Annotated in this window: 19 protein-coding genes and 1 pseudogene; 6 read left to right on the top strand and 14 right to left on the bottom strand. The window is 34.6% G+C overall.

Annotated elements, in window-relative coordinates; all coding sequences use genetic code 11:
- Positions 1–100: 100 nt before the first annotated feature.
- Entirely contained in the window at positions 101–571 is a 471-nt protein-coding gene (gene yfbV, locus DWA31_RS14480) for a terminus macrodomain insulation protein YfbV (RefSeq protein ID WP_114327290.1), read from the top strand.
- A gap of 26 nt (positions 572–597) precedes the next feature.
- On the opposite strand, the gene rlmA is transcribed toward yfbV, so the two are convergent.
- Positions 598–1422 carry a 23S rRNA (guanine(745)-N(1))-methyltransferase gene (gene rlmA, locus DWA31_RS14475; RefSeq protein ID WP_114327289.1) on the bottom strand — a complete coding sequence of 275 codons (825 nt, stop codon included), beginning with the start codon at positions 1420–1422 and terminating at the stop codon, positions 598–600.
- A 27-nt stretch (positions 1423–1449) separates the two neighbouring features.
- The gene (gene xthA, locus DWA31_RS14470; protein ID WP_114327288.1) at positions 1450–2259 is read right to left on the bottom strand and encodes an exodeoxyribonuclease III; all 810 of its coding nucleotides are present in this window, start codon (positions 2257–2259) and stop codon (positions 1450–1452) included.
- 232 nt (positions 2260–2491) lie between these two features.
- Between xthA and DWA31_RS14465 the strand changes: the two genes are divergently transcribed.
- Both DWA31_RS14465 and DWA31_RS14460 read left to right on the top strand, forming a co-directional pair.
- The gene (locus DWA31_RS14465; protein ID WP_114327299.1) at positions 2492–3199 is read left to right on the top strand and encodes a winged helix-turn-helix domain-containing protein; all 708 of its coding nucleotides are present in this window, start codon (positions 2492–2494) and stop codon (positions 3197–3199) included.
- 76 nt (positions 3200–3275) lie between these two features.
- Positions 3276–4592, top strand: a complete 1317-nt coding sequence (locus DWA31_RS14460; protein WP_114327287.1) for an ATP-binding protein — start codon at positions 3276–3278, stop codon at positions 4590–4592.
- Between the two features lie 25 nt (positions 4593–4617).
- On the opposite strand, the gene DWA31_RS14455 is transcribed toward DWA31_RS14460, so the two are convergent.
- The 3 genes from DWA31_RS14455 to DWA31_RS14445 form a co-directional block, all read right to left on the bottom strand.
- Positions 4618–5184 carry a hypothetical protein gene (locus tag DWA31_RS14455; protein ID WP_114327286.1) on the bottom strand — a complete coding sequence of 189 codons (567 nt, stop codon included), beginning with the start codon at positions 5182–5184 and terminating at the stop codon, positions 4618–4620.
- Positions 5185–5356: 172 nt separating this feature from the next.
- Positions 5357–5650, bottom strand: a complete 294-nt coding sequence (locus tag DWA31_RS14450) for a mechanosensitive ion channel family protein (RefSeq protein WP_342766959.1) — start codon at positions 5648–5650, stop codon at positions 5357–5359.
- Between the two features lie 416 nt (positions 5651–6066).
- The gene (locus DWA31_RS14445) at positions 6067–8400 is read right to left on the bottom strand and encodes a peptidase U32 family protein (protein WP_114327284.1); all 2334 of its coding nucleotides are present in this window, start codon (positions 8398–8400) and stop codon (positions 6067–6069) included.
- Positions 8401–8751: 351 nt separating this feature from the next.
- Between DWA31_RS14445 and DWA31_RS14440 the strand changes: the two genes are divergently transcribed.
- Complete coding sequence (locus DWA31_RS14440; protein WP_114327283.1) at positions 8752–9438, top strand: glutathione S-transferase; 687 nt, start codon at positions 8752–8754, stop codon at positions 9436–9438.
- A 77-nt stretch (positions 9439–9515) separates the two neighbouring features.
- Here DWA31_RS14440 and DWA31_RS17900 read toward each other — a convergent pair whose 3' ends face one another.
- The 7 genes and pseudogenes from DWA31_RS17900 to DWA31_RS14405 form a co-directional block, all read right to left on the bottom strand.
- Complete coding sequence (locus DWA31_RS17900) at positions 9516–9707, bottom strand: NirD/YgiW/YdeI family stress tolerance protein (RefSeq protein WP_114327298.1); 192 nt, start codon at positions 9705–9707, stop codon at positions 9516–9518.
- 89 nt (positions 9708–9796) lie between these two features.
- Positions 9797–10393, bottom strand: coding sequence for a DUF938 domain-containing protein (locus tag DWA31_RS14430; protein WP_114327282.1), 597 nt, complete (start codon positions 10391–10393; stop codon positions 9797–9799).
- Between the two features lie 32 nt (positions 10394–10425).
- Complete coding sequence (locus DWA31_RS14425) at positions 10426–11550, bottom strand: GNAT family N-acetyltransferase (protein ID WP_114327281.1); 1125 nt, start codon at positions 11548–11550, stop codon at positions 10426–10428.
- A gap of 506 nt (positions 11551–12056) precedes the next feature.
- Positions 12057–12269, bottom strand: a pseudogene (locus DWA31_RS17895) (hypothetical protein).
- A 114-nt stretch (positions 12270–12383) separates the two neighbouring features.
- Complete coding sequence (locus DWA31_RS14415) at positions 12384–12905, bottom strand: gamma carbonic anhydrase family protein (protein ID WP_114327280.1); 522 nt, start codon at positions 12903–12905, stop codon at positions 12384–12386.
- 85 nt (positions 12906–12990) lie between these two features.
- Complete coding sequence (locus tag DWA31_RS14410; RefSeq protein WP_114327279.1) at positions 12991–14784, bottom strand: ATP-binding protein; 1794 nt, start codon at positions 14782–14784, stop codon at positions 12991–12993.
- 86 nt (positions 14785–14870) lie between these two features.
- Positions 14871–15473 (bottom strand): class I SAM-dependent methyltransferase, encoded by a 603-nt coding sequence (locus DWA31_RS14405; RefSeq protein WP_114327278.1) that lies wholly within the window; start codon positions 15471–15473, stop codon positions 14871–14873.
- A gap of 879 nt (positions 15474–16352) precedes the next feature.
- On the opposite strand from DWA31_RS14405, the gene rimO reads away from it, so the two are divergent.
- The gene (gene rimO, locus DWA31_RS14400; RefSeq protein ID WP_114327277.1) at positions 16353–17792 is read left to right on the top strand and encodes a 30S ribosomal protein S12 methylthiotransferase RimO; all 1440 of its coding nucleotides are present in this window, start codon (positions 16353–16355) and stop codon (positions 17790–17792) included.
- Positions 17793–17877: 85 nt separating this feature from the next.
- Complete coding sequence (locus tag DWA31_RS14395) at positions 17878–18564, top strand: MaoC family dehydratase (RefSeq protein ID WP_114327276.1); 687 nt, start codon at positions 17878–17880, stop codon at positions 18562–18564.
- A gap of 190 nt (positions 18565–18754) precedes the next feature.
- Here the strand turns inward: DWA31_RS14395 and DWA31_RS14390 are convergent, their stop codons facing one another.
- Together DWA31_RS14390 and DWA31_RS14385 are read right to left on the bottom strand one after the other, a co-directional pair.
- Complete coding sequence (locus DWA31_RS14390; RefSeq protein WP_114327275.1) at positions 18755–19045, bottom strand: hypothetical protein; 291 nt, start codon at positions 19043–19045, stop codon at positions 18755–18757.
- A gap of 251 nt (positions 19046–19296) precedes the next feature.
- Entirely contained in the window at positions 19297–19551 is a 255-nt protein-coding gene (locus DWA31_RS14385) for a hypothetical protein (RefSeq protein ID WP_114327274.1), read from the bottom strand.
- Positions 19552–19730: the final 179 nt, after the last annotated feature.

The following is a 19730-nucleotide window of genomic DNA, read 5'->3' as shown; positions in this document are numbered from 1 at the left end:
ACAATATATTACATGATTAATATTTGTAAATTTTACCTATTACTTTTGCTATTAACAGGTAACTGCTATAGTAGTTATAAGGCAGCGTCGGTATTTATTTATGAATTTATCTGTAATACAAATTATTAAATTAGGTCAACAATATATTGGTTTTTGGCCTGAAAAGGCTGAATTATCTCGTTATTTTGCTGATTATCGGGCGGTGCAAAGTGCTCGTTTTGTTTGCCGGTATTTTCCTGCTTTGGCATTATTCATTTTTATTATGCAGCTTTACTTTTCATCCGGATTTTTTCTAGGCTCAGGTAGTATCGCTAATGTAGTAAATGCCTTGCCGCAAGCTTTGGTTTATGGATTGTTTTTTTTATCTATACCGGTCCAAGCCTTAGTTTTTTTAGGGGTTAAAGCTGATAAGTTTTTACCTCCCTCATTGGCTTCTTGGTATCGCAGCGGTTTAGAAAAAGCTAAAGAGCAGGGTAGTCAAAATAAACTAACAGATTTAGCCATTGCTAAACCAAGGTATATTGATTTAGCAAAATTGTTGCAATTAACCTTTGCTTCTAACAATAATTAGTAGCGTTTATACCTCGACACTCATACTCATTTTTTGTCTTGTTTTTTATAAAGTCTTAAAATAAAATCAGCCTGACAAGTAAATTTACTCATCGTTTTAATTTCCTCTATTAGCTCCTTTGATGCTTTAAAGGCAAAAGGTGTCATTGCTAACAAATTAAGAACATCATCACTGTGTTCAAAGTTCATCGCGTAAGTTAACTGTTGTTCTTCAACAAGGGTTAATTTATTAATGGGTGTTTTAGTTATGTCGTGTTCATTCGCTTGTTTATAAATCAACTCTTTCAGTTCAAATAAATGCTTCTCAGCGGGTGTAACCGTTAATAAGTAACCATCTTGTTGTAAAATCCGAGTAAATTCATTTTCTAAAATAGGGGCATAAACAGAAACCAGCCAACCAAAATAATTATCGCTAAAACTTAATTTGGATAAAGTCCCCACGCTAAAGTGACAATTTTGATAGCGTTTGGCGGCAATTTTTATTGTTTCTTTTGCTATATCAACACCATAAACTTGATTCTCAATAGTTTTGTGTTGATGAGTATAAAAACCCTCACCGCAACCCGCATCAAGTAATGGAGCGTCGCTTTGGCCATATTGTTGATAAAGCACAAGCATTTTATCAACCAACGGCTGATAAAAACGTTTATCAAGAAATGCGCGCCTAGCAATAACCATGTCTTTATTATCACCAGGAGCTTTAGAATGTTTAAATTGCACGGGCAACAAATTGACATAACCTTGTTTAGCTTGATCAAAACTGTGATTGTTTGTACAGCCATAAGTTTTGTCAGTAAGCGTTAACGCTTGCTGACAAAGTGGACAAAGGTAATGAGCAGGTAATAATGACATGAGTTTATCTTATTCTTAGTCGGTAAATTAGTTGGCAAATGTTGACCAAATTGGCGCATGATCAGAAGGTTTTTCTATACCACGTAGCTCATAGTCAATATCCGACTCCACACATTGTTCACTTAACGTTTTTGTTGCCAAAACAACATCTATACGTAAGCCACGATTGTCATCAAAACCACGAGAACGATAGTCAAACCAAGAGTAACGTTCGGTGCGAATTGGGTGAAGTTGGCGGAAGGTATCAATAAAGCCCCAATCCATCAGTGTTTTTAGCCATTCACGTTCTTCTAATTGAAATGAACATTTACCTGATTTTAACCAGCGTTTACGGTTAACTTCACCGATGCCAATGTCTAAATCAAGCGGAGAAATATTAATGTCGCCCATCACAACAATTTGTTCATCGTTAGTATGATTTTCATTTAAATAAGTCATTAAGTCTTGATAAAATTTACGTTTGTATGGGTATTTAGTTTCATGAGTAATACTTTCACCCTGCGGAAAATAGCCATTAAGCACGGTGATTTTTTCACCTTTATCATTGGTTGTTTCAACCATGATCATACGGCGTTGTGCTTCATCATCGTCAGTTGGAAAGCCTTTTTGTACCTTTATAGCTTCTTTTTTGCATAGCATAGCAACGCCATAATGCGCTTTTTGTCCATGAAAATAAACGTGATATCCCATAGCTTCTACAGCTTCTAACGGGAACACCTCATCATGCACTTTAATTTCTTGTAAACCGATAATATCAGGCTGATGTTTATCTATAATCGCTTGTAGTTGGTGAAGACGAGCACGAAGACCATTGATGTTAAAACTGATAATTTTCATATTATTTAAGCACTGAAGTAAAAAACTGATGAGATCTTGCTTGTTTGATTACTTACTCGCAAGTTATTTTTAGTAAATCTTATAATTATGCTTATTATTTAAGCACTTTAGTTTGAATATGTAAGTTAATGTAATTTATGCGTAACAACTAGTACTACGTATTGTTAATGAACTGTAACTTGTTTAAGCTTATCTTAGTTGAAAAATATTCGCACAAGAGAAGGATATGAATATGGCTGATACAGTAAAGAAAATATTATTAGTGGAAGATGATCGTCAGTTATCTGATTTAGTAACCGATTTTTTAACTAGTGAAGGTTATCATGTTAAACAAGAGTTTAGGGGCGATACAGTTGCTAAACGCGTTGAATTATTTTCACCAGACTTGATAATCCTAGATATTATGCTGCCTGGTAAAGATGGTTTTGCTGTTTGTCGTGATTTACGGCCTACCTTTTTTGGTCCAATTTTAATGCTAACCGCAAAAGGAACTGATTTTGATCAAGTCTTAGGTTTAGAAATAGGTGCTGACGATTATGTTATCAAACCTGTTGAGCCACGAGTATTACTTGCTAGAATTACTGCGTTATTACGTCGTGGTGAATTACCTAATCAATCTCAAGAAATAGGTGAAATATCTTATGGTCATTTACAAATCAATAGAGCATCACGTAAGGTCACATTAAAGGATGAGAATGTTGACTTAACGAGTCAAGAATTTGATTTATTGTGGCTTCTAGCGATAAAAGCTGGCGAGGTTCAAAATCGAGACTATATCTATAAAGCGGTTGTTGGTCGCGAGTATGATGGTTTAGATAGAAGTGTTGATGTGCGTATTTCAAGACTACGCAAAAAGCTTTTTGATGACACAGAAACGCCTTTTAGAATCAAAACCATTTGGGGACAAGGCTATTTGTTTGTTCCTGATGCATGGAACTAACGACTCTTTTTAATAAGCGAAACTTGATATAGAGTTTCGCTTTTTAGTTTCTATTTCTTGATACCATAGGTCAATAATGAATTTTCGTTTTAAAAGTGCTGGTCGATCTTTTTTTAGCCTTTATTTTTTAATTATCTCTACCTTTATTATTTTTTCTTGGTTACTTGATAACGTTTGGAATTCATATATTGAACAAGATGTTGAGTCTTATACTGGCTATAAAACTATGTTACTTGCGGTGGGTGACTATGTTCAAAAACATCCTAAATCAGAGTGGGAAAGTCTTGTTGAACAAACGGGAATACGCTATCAACTACCACTAAAGTTAATCAGCTTATCAACATTTGATGCCATGGAACATAAAGATCATCATGCTTTAAAAGAAGAAGCGACCCATGTTTATTATTATGATGATATGGTGACTTTGCATTATTTAATTCCTAATACTGAGTCGGTTATTACGTTAGGTCCCGCTAAAATGCCGACTAGACCTCGTATTAAAGCAATTTATCGAGTATGTATTTTAGCCTTTTTTGGCGTGATAATTTTTATTTGGTTGTGGCCTATGTCTCGTGATTTGGAACAGCTTAAAAAAGCAACAAGTGAATTTGGTCAAGGTAACTTTAAGGCGAGCGCACCAACCGCTAAGTCAACAATGATAGCACCTATGATGCAATCATTTAATATGATGGCTGAGCGTATTAAGCGACTTATTGATGCACATAAAGAGCTAACTAGCGCTGTTTCTCATGAGTTAAGAACGCCGCTCGCTCGAAGTAAATTTGCTTTACAAATGTTATCAACAGTTAAAGATGAAGATAAAAGACAAAAGTATCAACAACAAATAAACAATGACATCAGGGAGCTAGAAGAGTTAATTAATGAGATGCTCATTTATGCTTCTTTTGATAGTGATAAACCAGAGCTCTGTTTTACTAATGAAAATATTTATGAGTTAGTTGGAAAACAAATTACTAATCATGAACAGCTTGAAACTAAAATAGAGTTTCTTGATAACGCACCTGATTTACTGGCTATTTGTGATAATCACTTTATTAACAGAGCACTGAATAATTTTATTAGCAATGCAATAAAGTATGGCGCAGGTAAGGTTAGAGTAACTGTTTCTGAATTTGATTCTGACAATGATAAAAAGACACGGATGTGTAGTATTTGTGTAGAAGATAATGGTGATGGCGTTTCTGACGAGTTTAAAGCGGTAATATTTGACGCTTTTTCACGTGGAGATCAATCTCGAAATCGTGAAACGGGTGGTTTTGGTTTAGGGTTAGCGATAGTGGCACGTATTATGGAATGGCATCAGGGTGAAGCGAGTATTGCTGATAGTGATATGGGAGGAGCAGCATTCACATTGACATGGCCAATTGAATAGTTAGCCATGATAATGAAAGGGGTGGTTACTTAATTTCGATTGTAGGTAACCAACGATTGGTTAGCTCTATCTCGTCAATGTCATGAACGGTTATCGGTGGATGTGTTTCATCTTCTGGTGGAGCTGCCAATACATTAAGATCTATTGCCATTGCGGTACCTATTAACTTTCCTGATTCAAGTTTAAAATCATAATAGATACCGTTATTAAAGTTAGCACCAAATTCTGAACTCTTTTTATACATGAACAATAAATCATGAGATAACCAACTAAAGTCTGTTTTCGTTATATTTCGTGGGTTGTTATATGGGTAAGCTAGGTGGCACCATAATTCAGGTCCTTCTAAACACTTCATCTCTTTCATCGATAAAAAATAATCTTTAAATAATTTGTGTTCTAAATTAATTTGGTAATGAATAGTTTCTTCTTGAGTTGAAAAGTTAATAGAACCAACAAACAGCCTTTTACCTTTATTATCAAGTAAATTTATTTGTTTTGTACCTTGATAAAATGTGTCAGCATGAACGAGAGTACTCTGCTCAACACAAGAAACATTTATCAATGCCAGTAAAATTATTATGTGTTTATACATTTAAACCACCTTTTAGCAATTGTGTTAGATAACTCTAATTGATTTGTACATAGTGTATATAGTACTTAGTATGGGTTTTATTAATAAATTTTACTAAATACGTTTTACTAAACAATACCAATTGATTAGTAAAACAACCACAATCTTTAAATCGTGGTTGTTTAAGCGTTTATTATACTAACTCTTTTGGGTTTTGATGAATATGTATGTCGCGTTGAGGGAAGGGAATAGATACGCCTTGCTTGTCAAATTCTTCTTTTACTTGGCGCGTTATATCCCAATAGACATCAAGGTAATCTGGTGTTTTAACCCAAGGACGACAGACGACATTTACTGATGAATCGGCTAATTCATTAACTTTAATAATTGGTTTTGGCGATTTTAATACTAATTTATGCTGGTTTAGTACTTCATGCATAATCTTTTCAGCTTTCGCCATATCATCGCTATAACCTATGCCAAAAATTAAATCAACGCGACGAGTATTACTGCCTGTTACGTAAAGAAGTGAGAATAAACTTGATAGTTTTATTCATAATTTAACCTGATAGCACCTTGTTTTACAAAAAATAAGAAGGTTTATGGTAACTATTCAGCTAGGCAGAAAACAAACAGTTTTGACCGATTAATCATTCAATGTCGGTCTATTTATTAAACTACCCTGTCGACTTGAATGAAATTCAAACTGGTATTGTTTGATTTACAAGCAAAACTAACAAGCCACCTGAATAGTTACGGTTTATGTTGTGTTTTCTTTTAAAATAATGAAAGTAGTAACTTTATAATTACAATATAGCAATAAAAACAAAAACTTTTAAATAAATACTTTTTTATTTACTTTTGTTCATCTCGAACATAATCAATTATAGTTAAAACTATAGATTACAGTCCATTATGATATTGCACATTGGTGGATTCTGGCACTAATTCTTTTAGTGTCGTTTGAATACCTAGTTGCTTATCTGAACAGTCATTAGTATTTTCGTCTACCTTAAGCAATTGTTCAAATTGTTCAATGAGTACGGCTTTATCAGGTGATGCTTTATCACCAGAGCCTATATTGGTTAAGTCGATCATAAAGCCGTCAAATAACTGGGCTAAATCGTTGATGATTTCCATATTTAAAAACTGGTCATTATTATAAATGCTTGGGTAACCCGCTTTTTGTTTATCAATCGCAAATGAAATACCTTTAAGGTTTGTGATACTGGTAGATTTATCACAAGAAAGCATACAGCCATTATCGATACGGGGTTTCTCACAACCAACGCTTTGCTGGAAGAAACACTGTCTACTTGTCATTAATAAAATAGGGTGATAAATGCTGTAGAACAATTTAAAGTTTTCAGGACGAGCAATAGTTTTCATCTGCTGATGATTTATTTCATTTGAAATAAATGCACCTTCACAATCAAACGCTTCTTTCATTGCTAGTAGCGCATAGGAATTGGTGGTATTTAAGAAAGGGCCCGCTATCCATTTAATACCCAGTTCAAAAGCACGATTCGCGATACCTGTATTATTCGTCACAATCAATTCAGGTTTAACCTGTTCTAAAATATTCAACGCTGCATCAAAATCTTTGCCAATTAATACCGAAGGAAACCACGGAATAAGTCGAGGGTTCTCATTAAAAAAGTCAACATATTTAGTACAGTTACGTTTATAGGCATCAGGCAATTTAAAGTAAATATCAGCATCTGTAACATGGGTAAGATCTAAGTCGGACTCATCACAAATTAAGATTGATAGCTTTGCCTTAGCTTCTGCTTTATTGTTAACTTCTTCACTACTCGACTTTTTAGGATGACGAGCCAATTTAGGTAATATAACTTCAGGGTAAATAGGAGCATTGTTATTTAATAGTGAAGATAATTCATTTTTGAGGGCAGTAAGGTTCTTAAATGGAATATTCACACCTTCTGGTATGCCATCAAGGTTTAATTTAGCTAAATTGAATTGTGAATTATTAAAGCCCTTAAAACGTTTTTTAATAGCCTCTTTATCAATACAGTTTTTATCACTCGCTACTAATACGTTATGCGACTGTATAACTATTTCTTTCTGTTCTGTGGTAGTTTTACCTGCAGTGTAGTCTTGGGTTATTGCTGTCAGCGTTAATGGAAGGCCAACCTCACCAGTAAATGTTAGTATTAAAGGACGCTTCTCTATACTTAGGTGTTTTATTTTGTCATTCACGGCAACATTGATTTGTGTTTTTTCATTACTAAGGTTTTGCTCTACTTCATGAATTTGCACAACAGAAATTGCATCACTTTGATCAATAGCGTGGTATTTTGAATTATCGCGTGGATTTTCAATAAACATGGACTGGTTTAAATCGCCACGCAAAAAAGCATTTGTTAGATCACGATTAAAGACTTTATAAAGTCGCTCACCATCTTCTAATAATTTACCAGTTTCAAGATAACCATCAATTTGCTTACGGAAACTATCAATTACCGTATGAACATAACTAGCGCCTTTAATACGGCCTTCCACTTTAAATGAGTGAACACCTGCATCAATTAATTCGGGTAAATCGAAAAATGCTGAGTTGTCTTTGATGTTTAATGGGAAATTATTACCTGATGGAGTTGTTTCGTATTCTTCACGACAAGCTTGACTGCATCGACCACGGTTTCCTGAATTACCTACGCTTGCTGAGGTTGAATAACATAACCCTGAAAAAGCGACACATAATGAGCCGTGTACAAATACTTCGGTCAGTACATCGTGCTTGTGAGCAACGTTGGTAACGGCGGTAATTTCTCTTAAATTCATTTCTCTTGATAAATTAACACGAGAAGCACCTAACTTTTTAAGGAAGGGTATTTGTCCAATGTTATGTGTTGTTAATTGGGTAGAAGCATGAATATCTAGCGTAGGAAAGTGCTTATTTAAAATATAGAGTAGCCCTATATCTTGAACGATAACCCCGTCGAGTGTTGTATTGACCAGCTTGCTTAATAATTTAGCCAGTGATTTAAATTCACGCTCTAATATAATAATGTTTAACGTTAAAAATATTTGGCAGTCATACTGGTGCGCAAGGCGAATAATACCTACCAGCTCGTCAAATGAAATGTTAGCTGCGCGGTTTCGCGCATTAAAGGTGTCTAAACCACAATAAACTGCATCGGCACCTGCAATTATTGCTGCTTTTATTGCGTCTATATCGCCACCTGGGGCTAACAATTCAATTTTAGGACTCATGTATACAACTTTAGCCAATGATTAAGGCAGTTAAATTTCAAAGGGGGGATTTTACGCATATATTTAGCGGATGAATACAGTTAAAGTATTCTAAACGCAAATCATTCCAATTTAAGCAAGATGAAAGCAATAAACTCTCTATTTTAATACTCTACATGAATAATAAAAAAGCTAGTATTATGGTAATTGTTCACCATACCCAGCGTGCACGTCATTCCGGTTGTATCTTAAGCCGGAATCTGCCTGTTTTAAACGTTAGACTCCCGATTAAAACATCTCGGGAGTGACGATAGGTGAGTAGTTACGTATTATGAACCCAGTTAACAGTAAGCCTAATGATAAATAAAACTAATGACATTTAAAACTAAGCCTTTACCTATTCTTTATTCGCTAAGAAATTGTCCTTATGCCATGCGCGCTCGAATTGCCATTTTTAAAGCGAAACAAACCGTAATGCTTCGGGATATCGTGTTAAGTAATAAACCCAAAGAAATGATAACAGCATCACCTAAAGCGACCGTACCTGTTTTAGTATTAACTAACGGCACCGTTTTAGAGGAAAGTATAGATGTTATGTTGTGGGCGCTGAATGAGACAGACCCAGATGATTTACTGCAAAAACAAAATGCACGTGACCTATCAGAGATGCTACAGTTAATTAATACCTTTGATCATGATTTTAAAGCGTGTTTAGAACAATATAAGTGCGCCAAGCGTTACCGAGAAAGTAATATTGTTGAATGCAGAGAAGCTTGTGAACAGTACCTTAAAATATTAGAACGTCGTTTAAACAGTCAGCTATTTTTAATGTCGAATACTGAAAGCCTATTCGATATTGCTTTGGTTCCGTTTATTCGCCAGTTTGCACGTGTAGAGCGGCAGTGGTATTTACAATCGCCATACCCAAAAGTCAGGCAATGGCTCAATAATTATTTACAAAGCCCAATGTTCACCAAAGTGATGGCAAAATATCCTTTATGGTTAGATAACCATGAAGTCGTTTTATTTGGTGGCGTAAGCAAATCAGTAAGCCAGTAAATGTGCTGTACTATGGCGTAATATAATTGTTAAAGTAATAAAAAGCACCATCAAATGATGCTTTATGTTATTTGATTTTATTTAACTAATTCTAAATACTCAGCCTCTAGGCTTACATTTGTCAAATCACTGTCGACTTCAGCTTTAATCCGAACTTTATCATCAGCGGTTAATTTGATATTTCTAAAATCTTTATCATCAATTTCGATTTCTACTTCACCACTTTTATCTTCAAAAAGGTAAAGTTCATTTTTTAATTGCTTAACAATTTAGGCGACAATTGCCTTGAAAAACGCCGATAGGCTGTAATAAACTACAAAACAATAAATGACAGATGCTTTAAGGTAAGTCATATTTTTTAGTCTGTTTTTTTGAATAATAAAATCCTGTTGTTTGCAGGCATTTCAATATCTTCTATTAAAGAAAACTTTGCTTTTGTAGCTAATTGACAAATCGCTTCAAAATCACGAATACCACTATGTTCATCTCGCGCTTTTAGCCAAAGGTCAAAATTAGCATTGCTTTCGCAAGTATATTTACCTTGGTAATTAAAAGGCCCATAAATACATAGTGTTCCATTTTTGGCTAACTGTGTTTCTACCAATTCGAAAAATTTTTGTACTAGCGTCCAACTGATAATATGTAAGGTATTGGCCGAGTACATGGCATCTATGTTTTCAGCTAATGGTTGAACATCTGCTAAATCTATCGTTAATGGCCGTCTAATATTGGGTGAGGGCAGGTCAGCTATCCACTGGTTAATACCTTCATGATTAATAGATAAATCACTAGTTTGCCAAGTAAGAAAAGGCAAGTTCTTAGCAAAATAAACTGCATGTTGCCCTGTGCCTGAGCCTATTTCTAAGACATGTTTTTGTTTTGCAAATATGCGATGTAATATTGTGAGTATTGGTTGTTTATTGTTTTCACACGCTTGTGAGAATGGCTTTGTCATTATTTTACAAACCTTTGTATAATTACTGTAGCTTAACTTGTTTCGGCTTTAAACGGCAAAAACTGCTGGCAATGTTTTAGGTATAGCTGCATTTGTTGTTGTTCTTGGAGACAAAATTGCTGAATAGCGGGTCTAAAACCTAGATGTTTTATCCAATGGTAGGAGTGAGTTAATACAGGCTCAAAACCGCGTTGAATTTTATGTTCGCCTTGGGCTCCAGGGTTAAAAACTTGTAGCTTATGTTCAATACAAAAATCAATACCTTGATAATAACAAAGTTCAAAATGAAGGTTATTGTATGCTTGTGTGCATCCCCAGTAGCGGCCGTACAGTTGGTGCTCATCAAAGAAAAACCAAGCACAGGCTACGTCACAGCCGTCAACGCTCGCAATCACTAATAAAATATTATTAGGAAGCGACTTTAAAGCATTGGAAAAAAAGTCAGATGTTAAGTGGGGTGAGTGACCGCGCTTTAAATAGGTTAGTTGGTAAGTTAAGTAAAAAAAAGAAATCTCTTCTGTTGTTATATCTTTCCCCAAAATTCGTCGTACTTTTATATTTTGTTGAGAAATAGACAAGCGCTCTTTTTTTACGTTCTTTCTTTTTCGTGCGGTAAATGTAGATAAAAATTCACTGAAATCGTGATATTGATGATTAAACCAATGAAATTGTACGGTATTACGATGAAATACATTGTTTAATCTCAGTGATTGCTTTTGGATCTTTTGCGTATATAAAATATGCCAACTGTTAATATTTTGCGCTAGGCAATGCTCAGTTAAAACAGAAAATACCTGAGATAGCTCTATGTAAGTTCCCATTAGCTTAGGTGTAGATATAGGCGTAAAAGGAATTGTTGCCACTAATTTTGGATAATACGGTTCATTATGTTCTTGGTAAGCATCAGCCCATGCCCAGTCAAATACATATTCTCCCCACGAGTGCTGTTTGATATACATGGGTAGTATTGCATCTACATTGTTAGACTTTGACCATAACAAATGGTGTGGTTGCCAACCTGTTTTGCTGGAAACGGATTGGCTGTTTTCTAATGATTTAAAAAATTGATAGTTTATAAATGGCGAGCTAGAGTTGGCCAGTGATTGCCAAGTTACTTCATTAATTTTATCGATAGAGTTAACAAATTCAGATTTCATTGCGCTAATTTATACAGCCTATTGGTAAAATATAATAAATGCATTAAAGCCAATATATCGTAGTTATTGTATTATTGTTAGTTTCATCAATGGTTTAATTAACACACATGTTTTGTTGCAATATCTAATATGCTAGGTGTAAACAATTTATCTCTCTTCGTACGAGAATATTATATACCCCAGTATAAAACATAAATGCTTAATATTTAAATATATGGAACATGATCTAGCACATCAAATCTGCCGAAAAACCAATATCATTGCTACTCAGTTAAACTCAGATATTAGCTGTTGAGTTTTATTTTTTTCAAAAGGTTTGCGCCATAAAAAAAATTGTTTTATCCCAGTGAATAACCTTTTTGTAAAAGCAAATCTTTTATGCTCTTCATAGTGAGCGAGTTAAACTAGTAAGCTATAAACGTAATTTAGAGGCTGCCAAATTGAAATGGTCTCAATGAATCAGCCTCTATGCATCAGACAATAATTAGCAAAAAAAATTATCTAGATTAATTAGAGGCTGTTGATCTTTCGAGATTGTTTTTGCAGCGATTTGTTGGGTATTTATACAAGGTAGAGCCTTTGTCATGTGGTTGTTAAGGACAATATCTCCTGCATTGTTTTATAACACCATCCATGTAGCGTCACATAAAAAGGAGATAACGTCGTAAAAATGACCAAAAATGCTGTCCGAAGGATTCGGCTAAAAGCCGTTTACTCATTGTTGAGTAGTATTTGCTTCGAATGATTAGGCTAGATACTACTCGCCGCGATTAAAACGCTTTACTCTCTTTAAAAAAGGCGAACAAAATTTAACCGCGAAAGATCAACAGACCCTAATCTATTTGTTTTAGTTCAGTCTTATATTGATGATTGCTATGAACATAATGAGCAGTACCTTCTGCGATAATTGCTTTGGTTTTGTCATCGAGTTTTTTAATCACTTTTGCAGGTGAGCCTAATACTAAACTACCGTCTGGAATTACCATGTTTTCTGTTACCAAAGCATTGGCGCCAATTAAACAATTTTTACCAATTTTGGCACCATTTAACACCACTGCACTTATGCCAATTAAACTGCCTTCATCTATAGAGCATCCGTGCAACATTGCTTTATGACCAATAGTGACATTTTGAGCAATGGTAATGGGAAAACCTTCATCAACATGTAAAATACACCCGTCTTGAATATTTGAGTTTTTCCCTATCTTAACTTGTGCTAAATCGGCTCTGATCACCACATTAAACCAAATACTGGCATTTTCAGCTAACTCTACATTTCCAATGACACTAGCGTTTGGTGCTATAAAACTGCTTTTAGAAATACTTGGAGAAAATTTACCTAACTGATAGAGCATATGTTTACACCTTAATATTTATGGCTTAAATTGAGTTAACTCACTGAATTTTCACTTAACTTAAGTTGAATTTATGTGATTTATTTTAACTTTCTAACGGCAAGATCAACGAAAAAATACTGCCTTTATTTATTTCACTGGTTACAGTAACCGTACCTTTATGAGCTAATGCAATATGTTTGACAATAGATAAGCCTAATCCGGTACCACCTAATTGTCTGCTGCGTGCTTTATCTACACGATAAAAGCGTTCAAATAAGCGTGATAAATATTCTTCTGGGATACCACTACCTTGGTCTGCAACGCTTATTATAATCTCATTATTTTTTTTAATAACAGTAATTTTTATTACACTGTTCCCATCGCTGTATTTAATCGCGTTGTTTAGAAGATTAATTATTGCTTGTTCAATTAATGAGGAGCTATGCTTAAATGTTACGTCTTCGGCGTTATTTAAAATAATATCTATATTTCTTTTTAATGCCTTGTCTTTACAAAGAAAAATAGCATTACTTAACGCTAAAGTTATAGACTCATTTACAAGGTCAATTTCATCAATTTCTGTTTCTTTTTCTATTTTAGATAAGGTTAATAAGTCTTCAATAATACTTTCTAACCGAATAGAATGTGTGTGTATCACGTCAATAAAATAAGCTCTTTTATCTTGGACTAGGTCAGGAAACTCTATTAAGGTTTCAGACAAGCCTTGAATGGCCGTAAGAGGTGTTCTAAGCTCGTGCGATACATTGGCAACAAACTCTTTTCTTTGTAATTCAAACTCTTTTAGTTTAGTGATGTCATTAAACACGACTAGGGTGCCACATTTATTTTTATGTATATCAAGTAAGGGCGCTGATTGAGCAAGTAACACTTGTTCATGTTCAGCATCATTATGAATAATAATCTCCTGTCCTACAGGCATATTTTGTTGTAGAGCAAATAAAATGAGATTGTGCAATTCAGTGTTTTCTATAACATTTTTTAATTGCACACCTTCAATATTTTTTTCAGAAATTTTTAAAATATTATAAGCAGCTTGATTAATACGAAGAATATTTTTGCTACTGTCAACGGCAATAACCCCTTCAACCATGCTAGAAAAAACAGCTTCTTGCTCATTTCTTTGATTAAGAATGGTTTCAATTCGTTGATTTAATTGAATGGCGATTTCGTTAAATGCCTGCCCTAATTGTTCAGACTCAAGCGAGTCGTTTGAGCTTAATTGAACTCGGCTAGAAAAATCACCTTTGGCTAATTGTTGCGCTTGCATTTTTATTATTTCTAACGGTCTAACTAATGCTTTTGACATCCACCAGCTAGCAAATGCCGTAATTATTATAAGTATAAAAAAGCCCAAAGATACCTTGTAATAAATACTCCACAAGGCATTTTGCAAGGTGTATAGAGGGGTTGATGTTCTCAATAGGCCAATCATTTTTTCTTGTTCGATTATAGGCATAGCAAAATACATTGAGTCTATCGCGAGTGTATGACCATACCTTGTAGATAAACCTTTCCCGTTCTGTATTGCTTGTTGAATTTCTGGACGATTTTTATGATTGTCCATTGTTGCGGGATCTTTTTTATTATCCCCTATAATATCTCCCGAAGGTAAAATAATAGTAATTCGTGTTGATGATTCGTCACCGAGCTTTTGAGATTCCTTTTGAACTGCTTGGTAATTTTTTGATTGGATAAGCCGAGAAAATTCAGGGGTTAATATTTTTGCCCTTACTTCTAGGTCGACAGCACGTTCTTGATAATAGAATGATTTAAATGACCAAAGAGCAATCATTACAATAGCGAGTAATGAAATAAATGAAATAATTAAAAAAGAGGGGTATAACTTCCAAAAGAGAGTTTTGCGTTTTATTTTCATTTTATATTCGTTAATGATAGTTCGTTGTTATTGAGGATTTTAAAATTTATATAATATCAATCGTGTTATTTATTAAACCTAAAGAGTTAACATTTAGTCGCAATAACCAAAAAGACAGGATATTGTTTTTCCCTAACATTTATTATGTGAGCGGTAAAAAGTTGGACATCTTTAAAACCATTACTTTCTAATAATGCTTGCAATTCATTGCGCTCAAAACCAGAGTGAAATACGCCTTCAGTGCCTTTTGGGTGGAAGCTACCATCTTCTTTATCAAGATCAGCCAATGCTATTTTTGCCCCTGGCTTTAAATGATCGTAGAAGGTGTTTATGAGTTTTTTTGTATCTTCTACATGATGTAGTGCCATTGCACTCATAATTACATCAAATTGGGCATCTATAGGTTTATCTGTTATGTCTTGGCAGACGGCTTCAACCTTACCCAATAATTCAGGTTTTGAAACGAGCTTTTCAAGCATTGCTTTTGAAATATCGACAGCAATAATTTTATTCACAAACGGCACTACTTGAGTGCTAATTAACCCCGTTCCTGCACCAAAATCCATAACATCCATTTGTTGCTGTAAAGGGACATGTTTTATTATAGATGAGCCTACTTTAGATGAAATAAGCCTTTTCATCTCGTTAGCATCCCAATCTTTAGCTTTTTCATTAAATAAATCTGACATCATACTTCCTTTTTTAACTTTTTATCACAACTAATAGCCATTATCTAATTAAATATCAATATCAATATCTTGATGGATGATATGAAATCACTGCTTGAATGAATGATGTGTAAAAAATAGTAAATTGTATTTATTTTTCTTCATTGTTAAAAAATAATACCATAAAGGAATGAGTGCGTGCTTATGTACAGAGCTAAATTTAGAAGTAATCTCTGATTTCTAGTTTGGTAGATTTTTGATTTTTGATTTTTGTGTGATGTGGTTTTTAGTGGGTTAATAAGGCAAGCAAAATAAACTAACGCGGCAAGTAATGAGCACTGAATATATTCAAGTAGATTTAAGTAAATAAGAAAAAAGCACCATTGTTGACTTAGCTCTGTTTGTTGTTTCTGATGAAGTAACCATTAAAGACTTAAAAAATAGCAGAAAAAAATGGATTCGATTTGATGCTTATGAATTAACTGCCGTGATCGGCGAAATAGTATATAACCTAAATCATAAAGCAAATGACTATCAGGTGATGTTGTATGATGAACTAATCAGCCATTTAGAATATTACGAAAAACAATAAAAGTCAGCCACACCTAATCAGGATGTTTTGTCATCAAGTAATTGTATTACCTTTATTTTAGTTAGTGTTACTTGACTAATTCTTAATTTTTATTTGATAGTAACATAACAATAAATTATTAGAGGAATATCTCATACTGAATTAAACAAAACATTCCTGTATAATCCCGCGCATTAAACAATTGCCTTAGCAACCACCCTGAGTTTGTAATAAAGGCAGTTAAATCACCACTTATGACGCTGCTCTTCTCTTAATTAGATACTAGAAAAAGCACCAGTTACGAAATATAGAGTAAAGTAGAGAGCACTATGACCGTAGAACAATTCGACCCAAGCACCAGTAATTCAGCCAAAAGCCAAACAACCACGTTAGACATTCCATCTAAAATGATTGAAGAGCAGCATCAAAACGTTGTTGATTCAGGTGCAGCAAAAGGCGCTAAAGTTGGTTTTGTTTCACTAGGCTGCCCAAAAAACCTTGTTGATTCAGAACGTATTCTTACGCAACTTCGTACTGAAGGTTATGACGTAACGAATAGCTATGATGACGCGGAACTCGTGATTGTAAATACCTGTGGTTTTATCGATAGTGCAGTACAAGAATCTTTAGACACCATTGGCGAAGCATTAGCCGCAAATGGTAAGGTGTTGGTTACGGGTTGTTTAGGTGTTAAGAAAGACGAAATTATCGAACTTCACCCTAATGTTCTAGGCGTTACTGGTCCGCATGCTTATGATGAAGTATTAACACAAGTACATCAGCATGTTGCTAAGCCTGTGCATAATCCATTTATCGATTTAGTGCCGCCACAAGGGGTTAAACTTACCCCTAAGCATTATGCTTACTTAAAAATATCAGAGGGTTGTAATCATCGTTGTACTTTTTGCATTATTCCGTCAATGCGTGGTGATTTAGACTCACGTCCTGTGGGTGATGTATTAGGCGAAGCAAAACGCTTAGTGGATGCTGGCGTTAAAGAGTTATTGGTTATCTCGCAAGATACCTCGGCTTATGGCGTTGATGTTAAGCATAAAACAGATTTTTGGGATGGTATGCCAGTTAAAACTCACATGCAGCAGTTATGTGAAGAATTAGCAAAGCAGGGCGTTTGGATTCGTTTACATTATGTTTATCCTTATCCACATGTTGATAAAATCATTCCGTTAATGGCGGAAGGTAAAATACTGCCGTATTTAGACATTCCTTTTCAGCACGCAAACAAGCGCATTTTAAAATTAATGAAACGCCCTGGTAGCTCAGACCGAGTATTAGAGCGTATTGCTCAATGGCGAGAAATTTGTCCTGAATTAGTAATTCGTTCAACGTTTATTGTTGGTTTCCCTGGCGAAACAGAAGCAGAATTTGAAGAGTTATTAGATTTTTTAGAAGAAGCACAATTAGATCGCGTTGGCTGCTTTAAATACTCGCCCGTTGAAGGTGCTACTGCAAATGCTTTACCTGATCATGTTTCAGATGAAGTTATGGAAGACAGGTTACAACGTTTTATGGCAGTACAAGCAAAAATAAGCGCTGATAAATTACAAGCACGCATTGGCCAAGAATATCTCATTCTTGTTGATGAAGTTAATGGTCTTGGTATTGTAGGCCGCTCTTATATGGACGCACCAGAAGTGGATGGCAAAGTTTATTTGTCTGATGATTTTGATGCTGAGCCAGGCGACTTGATGTGGGTACAAATTATTCATGCCGATGAACATGATGTTTGGGGCGTTCGTGTCGAAGATTAATAGGTTTAAGTTAGGCTTAACTATTCAGTTTAAGCCTAACTATTATTGCCCACTTGTACTGGTTGAAATAAGCTAAGGCAGCTATATGAAAGTTATAGAGTTCATTAGAGAGAAAAGAAAAGATTTTCAACACCAAAATGATCAGTTTATTGCCAAGATAGAGCCTAAATTTAAGAACTTATCAGATTTATTCAATAACAAAATCACAATGCCTTTTAGGAATACGCTAAATAACCCATGGTTCTCTCAATTTAGTCCGGTAGATACAGAGGAAAGCAAGACTGAACAGGTACTGATACAAGTACCTGAGGCTGATAAAACGTATAAAAGCCTTCTTGAAAAATTAGATACAGTCACTTTTGTAGGCGAATGGCACTCGGTAGAGCAAGAGTGTATTGATCAATTTGCAGAGGTTACAGGTGATAATCAGTGGATACACACAGACCCTATACGTGCAGCGAAAGAGTCGCCCTTTAAAGCAACAATTGCTCATGGTTTTCTAACCCTATCATTAATCCCCAAATTAACTAATTCAGTTGATCTAGATAACAACCCTTATCCGGCAGCTAAGATGGTAATTAATTTTGGTCTAAATCAAGTACGGTTCCCTTATCCGGTAAAAGCGGGTACTCGTGTGAGAGCCAGTATTAAATTAGTCAACTTAGTACCTATGAAGCGAAGTATTGAAGTTGTTAATGAAGTAAGTATTGAAGTTGAAAACAGTAAGCGTTTAGCTTGTGTGGCTGAAACTGTATTACGTTTATATTTTTAGTACGCCTTTTTTGAATAAAGTTCTTAAATTTTTTAATCTGGGCGGGTTTAATTCCCCGCCGCTTTCGGCGTAAAGTCTTTTGAACCTAGCGCCATAAGATGCCTCTCTTCGTGAAACGAATTTGAGCCTACCTCCTTTAAGAGCAGAATGAGTTGACATTTTATTAAATCTATCGAGTGTCTTAAAATAGTTAACTTGCTGTTTTATATATTGATAAGTCCATAACTAGCTCTCCTTGTTTGTTATAGTCATAGCTAGATACCTCTCCGATACCATAAACAGAAAGCTTTTCATTCATTGCTAGCACTAATTCATGAGCTAAGCCTTTTTCTTGCTGAAGAGAAGTAAAGCTACTTTTTTCATCATTAGTTGATAAGGACTTATCATTTTTAATAATTATCGATTGCTTTGTTGAGCTAGCTTTTCGTATTTTAAACTCTTTGTTAAAAAAACGTTTTTTGATGCTTTTAAGTATTTTCATATATTGTTCCTAATAATTTTTAATGAGTTGTTTAATTCTTTATTTGAATCTTGTTTATCTGTGTTGGTTGTTTTTTATCATTCGCTAGGTTTGCAATTTTACGGCGGCTACTAAAAAATAATTTGTGGCCAGCAACATAACTGTTGAACCCTATAGTGCAAATGACGCATGGTAAGACTTTGAATTCCGGTGTTTTCATATTCTTATCCTTTGTTTATCTATATATTTTTGTTTAACTAGCTGAACTGAATTCATATTTTTTCTATAAACTCTCTTTGCTTCTCTAAAGCTATGTGCTCTTCAATTTTTTGTTTAGTCCACTCTTCTGCATTAGTTAATGTGTTGAAAGTAGCCCCAAAGCTAGGAATACATCTCATTGCAAGTGAGTGTTGAATTGAGGTTGTATGAACAAATGCAAGCGATATGCAATTTTGCAACGATAACTTTTTCCAAACTTTGCTAATTTTTTCTAACGAAGCTAAAGGCCCTAAATTATCTTTATCCAAAACTTCTATTACCGATATTTTAGAATTGGATTCATTTTTAATAGCCTTTAAACCCCCTGTGTCAGGATTGTTGTCGCCTCAATTAATTTAGTAAATAAACAGGGAGCGGTAAGTTAACAACAGTGTACTATCAAAGGCATTCAAGCCAATTTAAAGAAGCAATATTAAATAAACTAAGT

It is taken from the genome of Candidatus Colwellia aromaticivorans, from assembly GCF_003333305.1.
GTDB lineage: Bacteria > Pseudomonadota > Gammaproteobacteria > Enterobacterales > Alteromonadaceae > Colwellia > Colwellia aromaticivorans.
This window is presented reverse-complemented; position numbering and strand designations above follow the sequence as displayed.

Excerpts from the sequence above, each read along its gene's own strand:
- DWA31_RS14415 (WP_114327280.1), bottom strand. The coding sequence starts at position 12,905 with ATGCTCTATCAGTTAGGTAAATTTTCTCCAAGTATTTCTAAAAGCAGT.
- DWA31_RS14405 (WP_114327278.1), bottom strand. The coding sequence starts at position 15,473 with ATGTCAGATTTATTTAATGAAAAAGCTAAAGATTGGGATGCTAACGAG.
- DWA31_RS14395 (WP_114327276.1), top strand. The coding sequence starts at position 17,878 with ATGAAAGTTATAGAGTTCATTAGAGAGAAAAGAAAAGATTTTCAACAC.
- DWA31_RS14425 (WP_114327281.1), bottom strand. The coding sequence starts at position 11,550 with ATGAAATCTGAATTTGTTAACTCTATCGATAAAATTAATGAAGTAACT.
- DWA31_RS14445 (WP_114327284.1), bottom strand. The coding sequence starts at position 8,400 with ATGAGTCCTAAAATTGAATTGTTAGCCCCAGGTGGCGATATAGACGCA.
- DWA31_RS14390 (WP_114327275.1), bottom strand. The coding sequence starts at position 19,045 with ATGAAAATACTTAAAAGCATCAAAAAACGTTTTTTTAACAAAGAGTTT.
- DWA31_RS14410 (WP_114327279.1), bottom strand. The coding sequence starts at position 14,784 with ATGAAAATAAAACGCAAAACTCTCTTTTGGAAGTTATACCCCTCTTTT.
- xthA (WP_114327288.1), bottom strand. The coding sequence starts at position 2,259 with ATGAAAATTATCAGTTTTAACATCAATGGTCTTCGTGCTCGTCTTCAC.
- rimO (WP_114327277.1), top strand. The coding sequence starts at position 16,353 with ATGACCGTAGAACAATTCGACCCAAGCACCAGTAATTCAGCCAAAAGC.
- DWA31_RS14430 (WP_114327282.1), bottom strand. The coding sequence starts at position 10,393 with ATGACAAAGCCATTCTCACAAGCGTGTGAAAACAATAAACAACCAATA.
- yfbV (WP_114327290.1), top strand. The coding sequence starts at position 101 with ATGAATTTATCTGTAATACAAATTATTAAATTAGGTCAACAATATATT.
- rlmA (WP_114327289.1), bottom strand. The coding sequence starts at position 1,422 with ATGTCATTATTACCTGCTCATTACCTTTGTCCACTTTGTCAGCAAGCG.
- DWA31_RS14460 (WP_114327287.1), top strand. The coding sequence starts at position 3,276 with ATGAATTTTCGTTTTAAAAGTGCTGGTCGATCTTTTTTTAGCCTTTAT.
- DWA31_RS14455 (WP_114327286.1), bottom strand. The coding sequence starts at position 5,184 with ATGTATAAACACATAATAATTTTACTGGCATTGATAAATGTTTCTTGT.
- DWA31_RS14465 (WP_114327299.1), top strand. The coding sequence starts at position 2,492 with ATGGCTGATACAGTAAAGAAAATATTATTAGTGGAAGATGATCGTCAG.
- DWA31_RS14440 (WP_114327283.1), top strand. The coding sequence starts at position 8,752 with ATGACATTTAAAACTAAGCCTTTACCTATTCTTTATTCGCTAAGAAAT.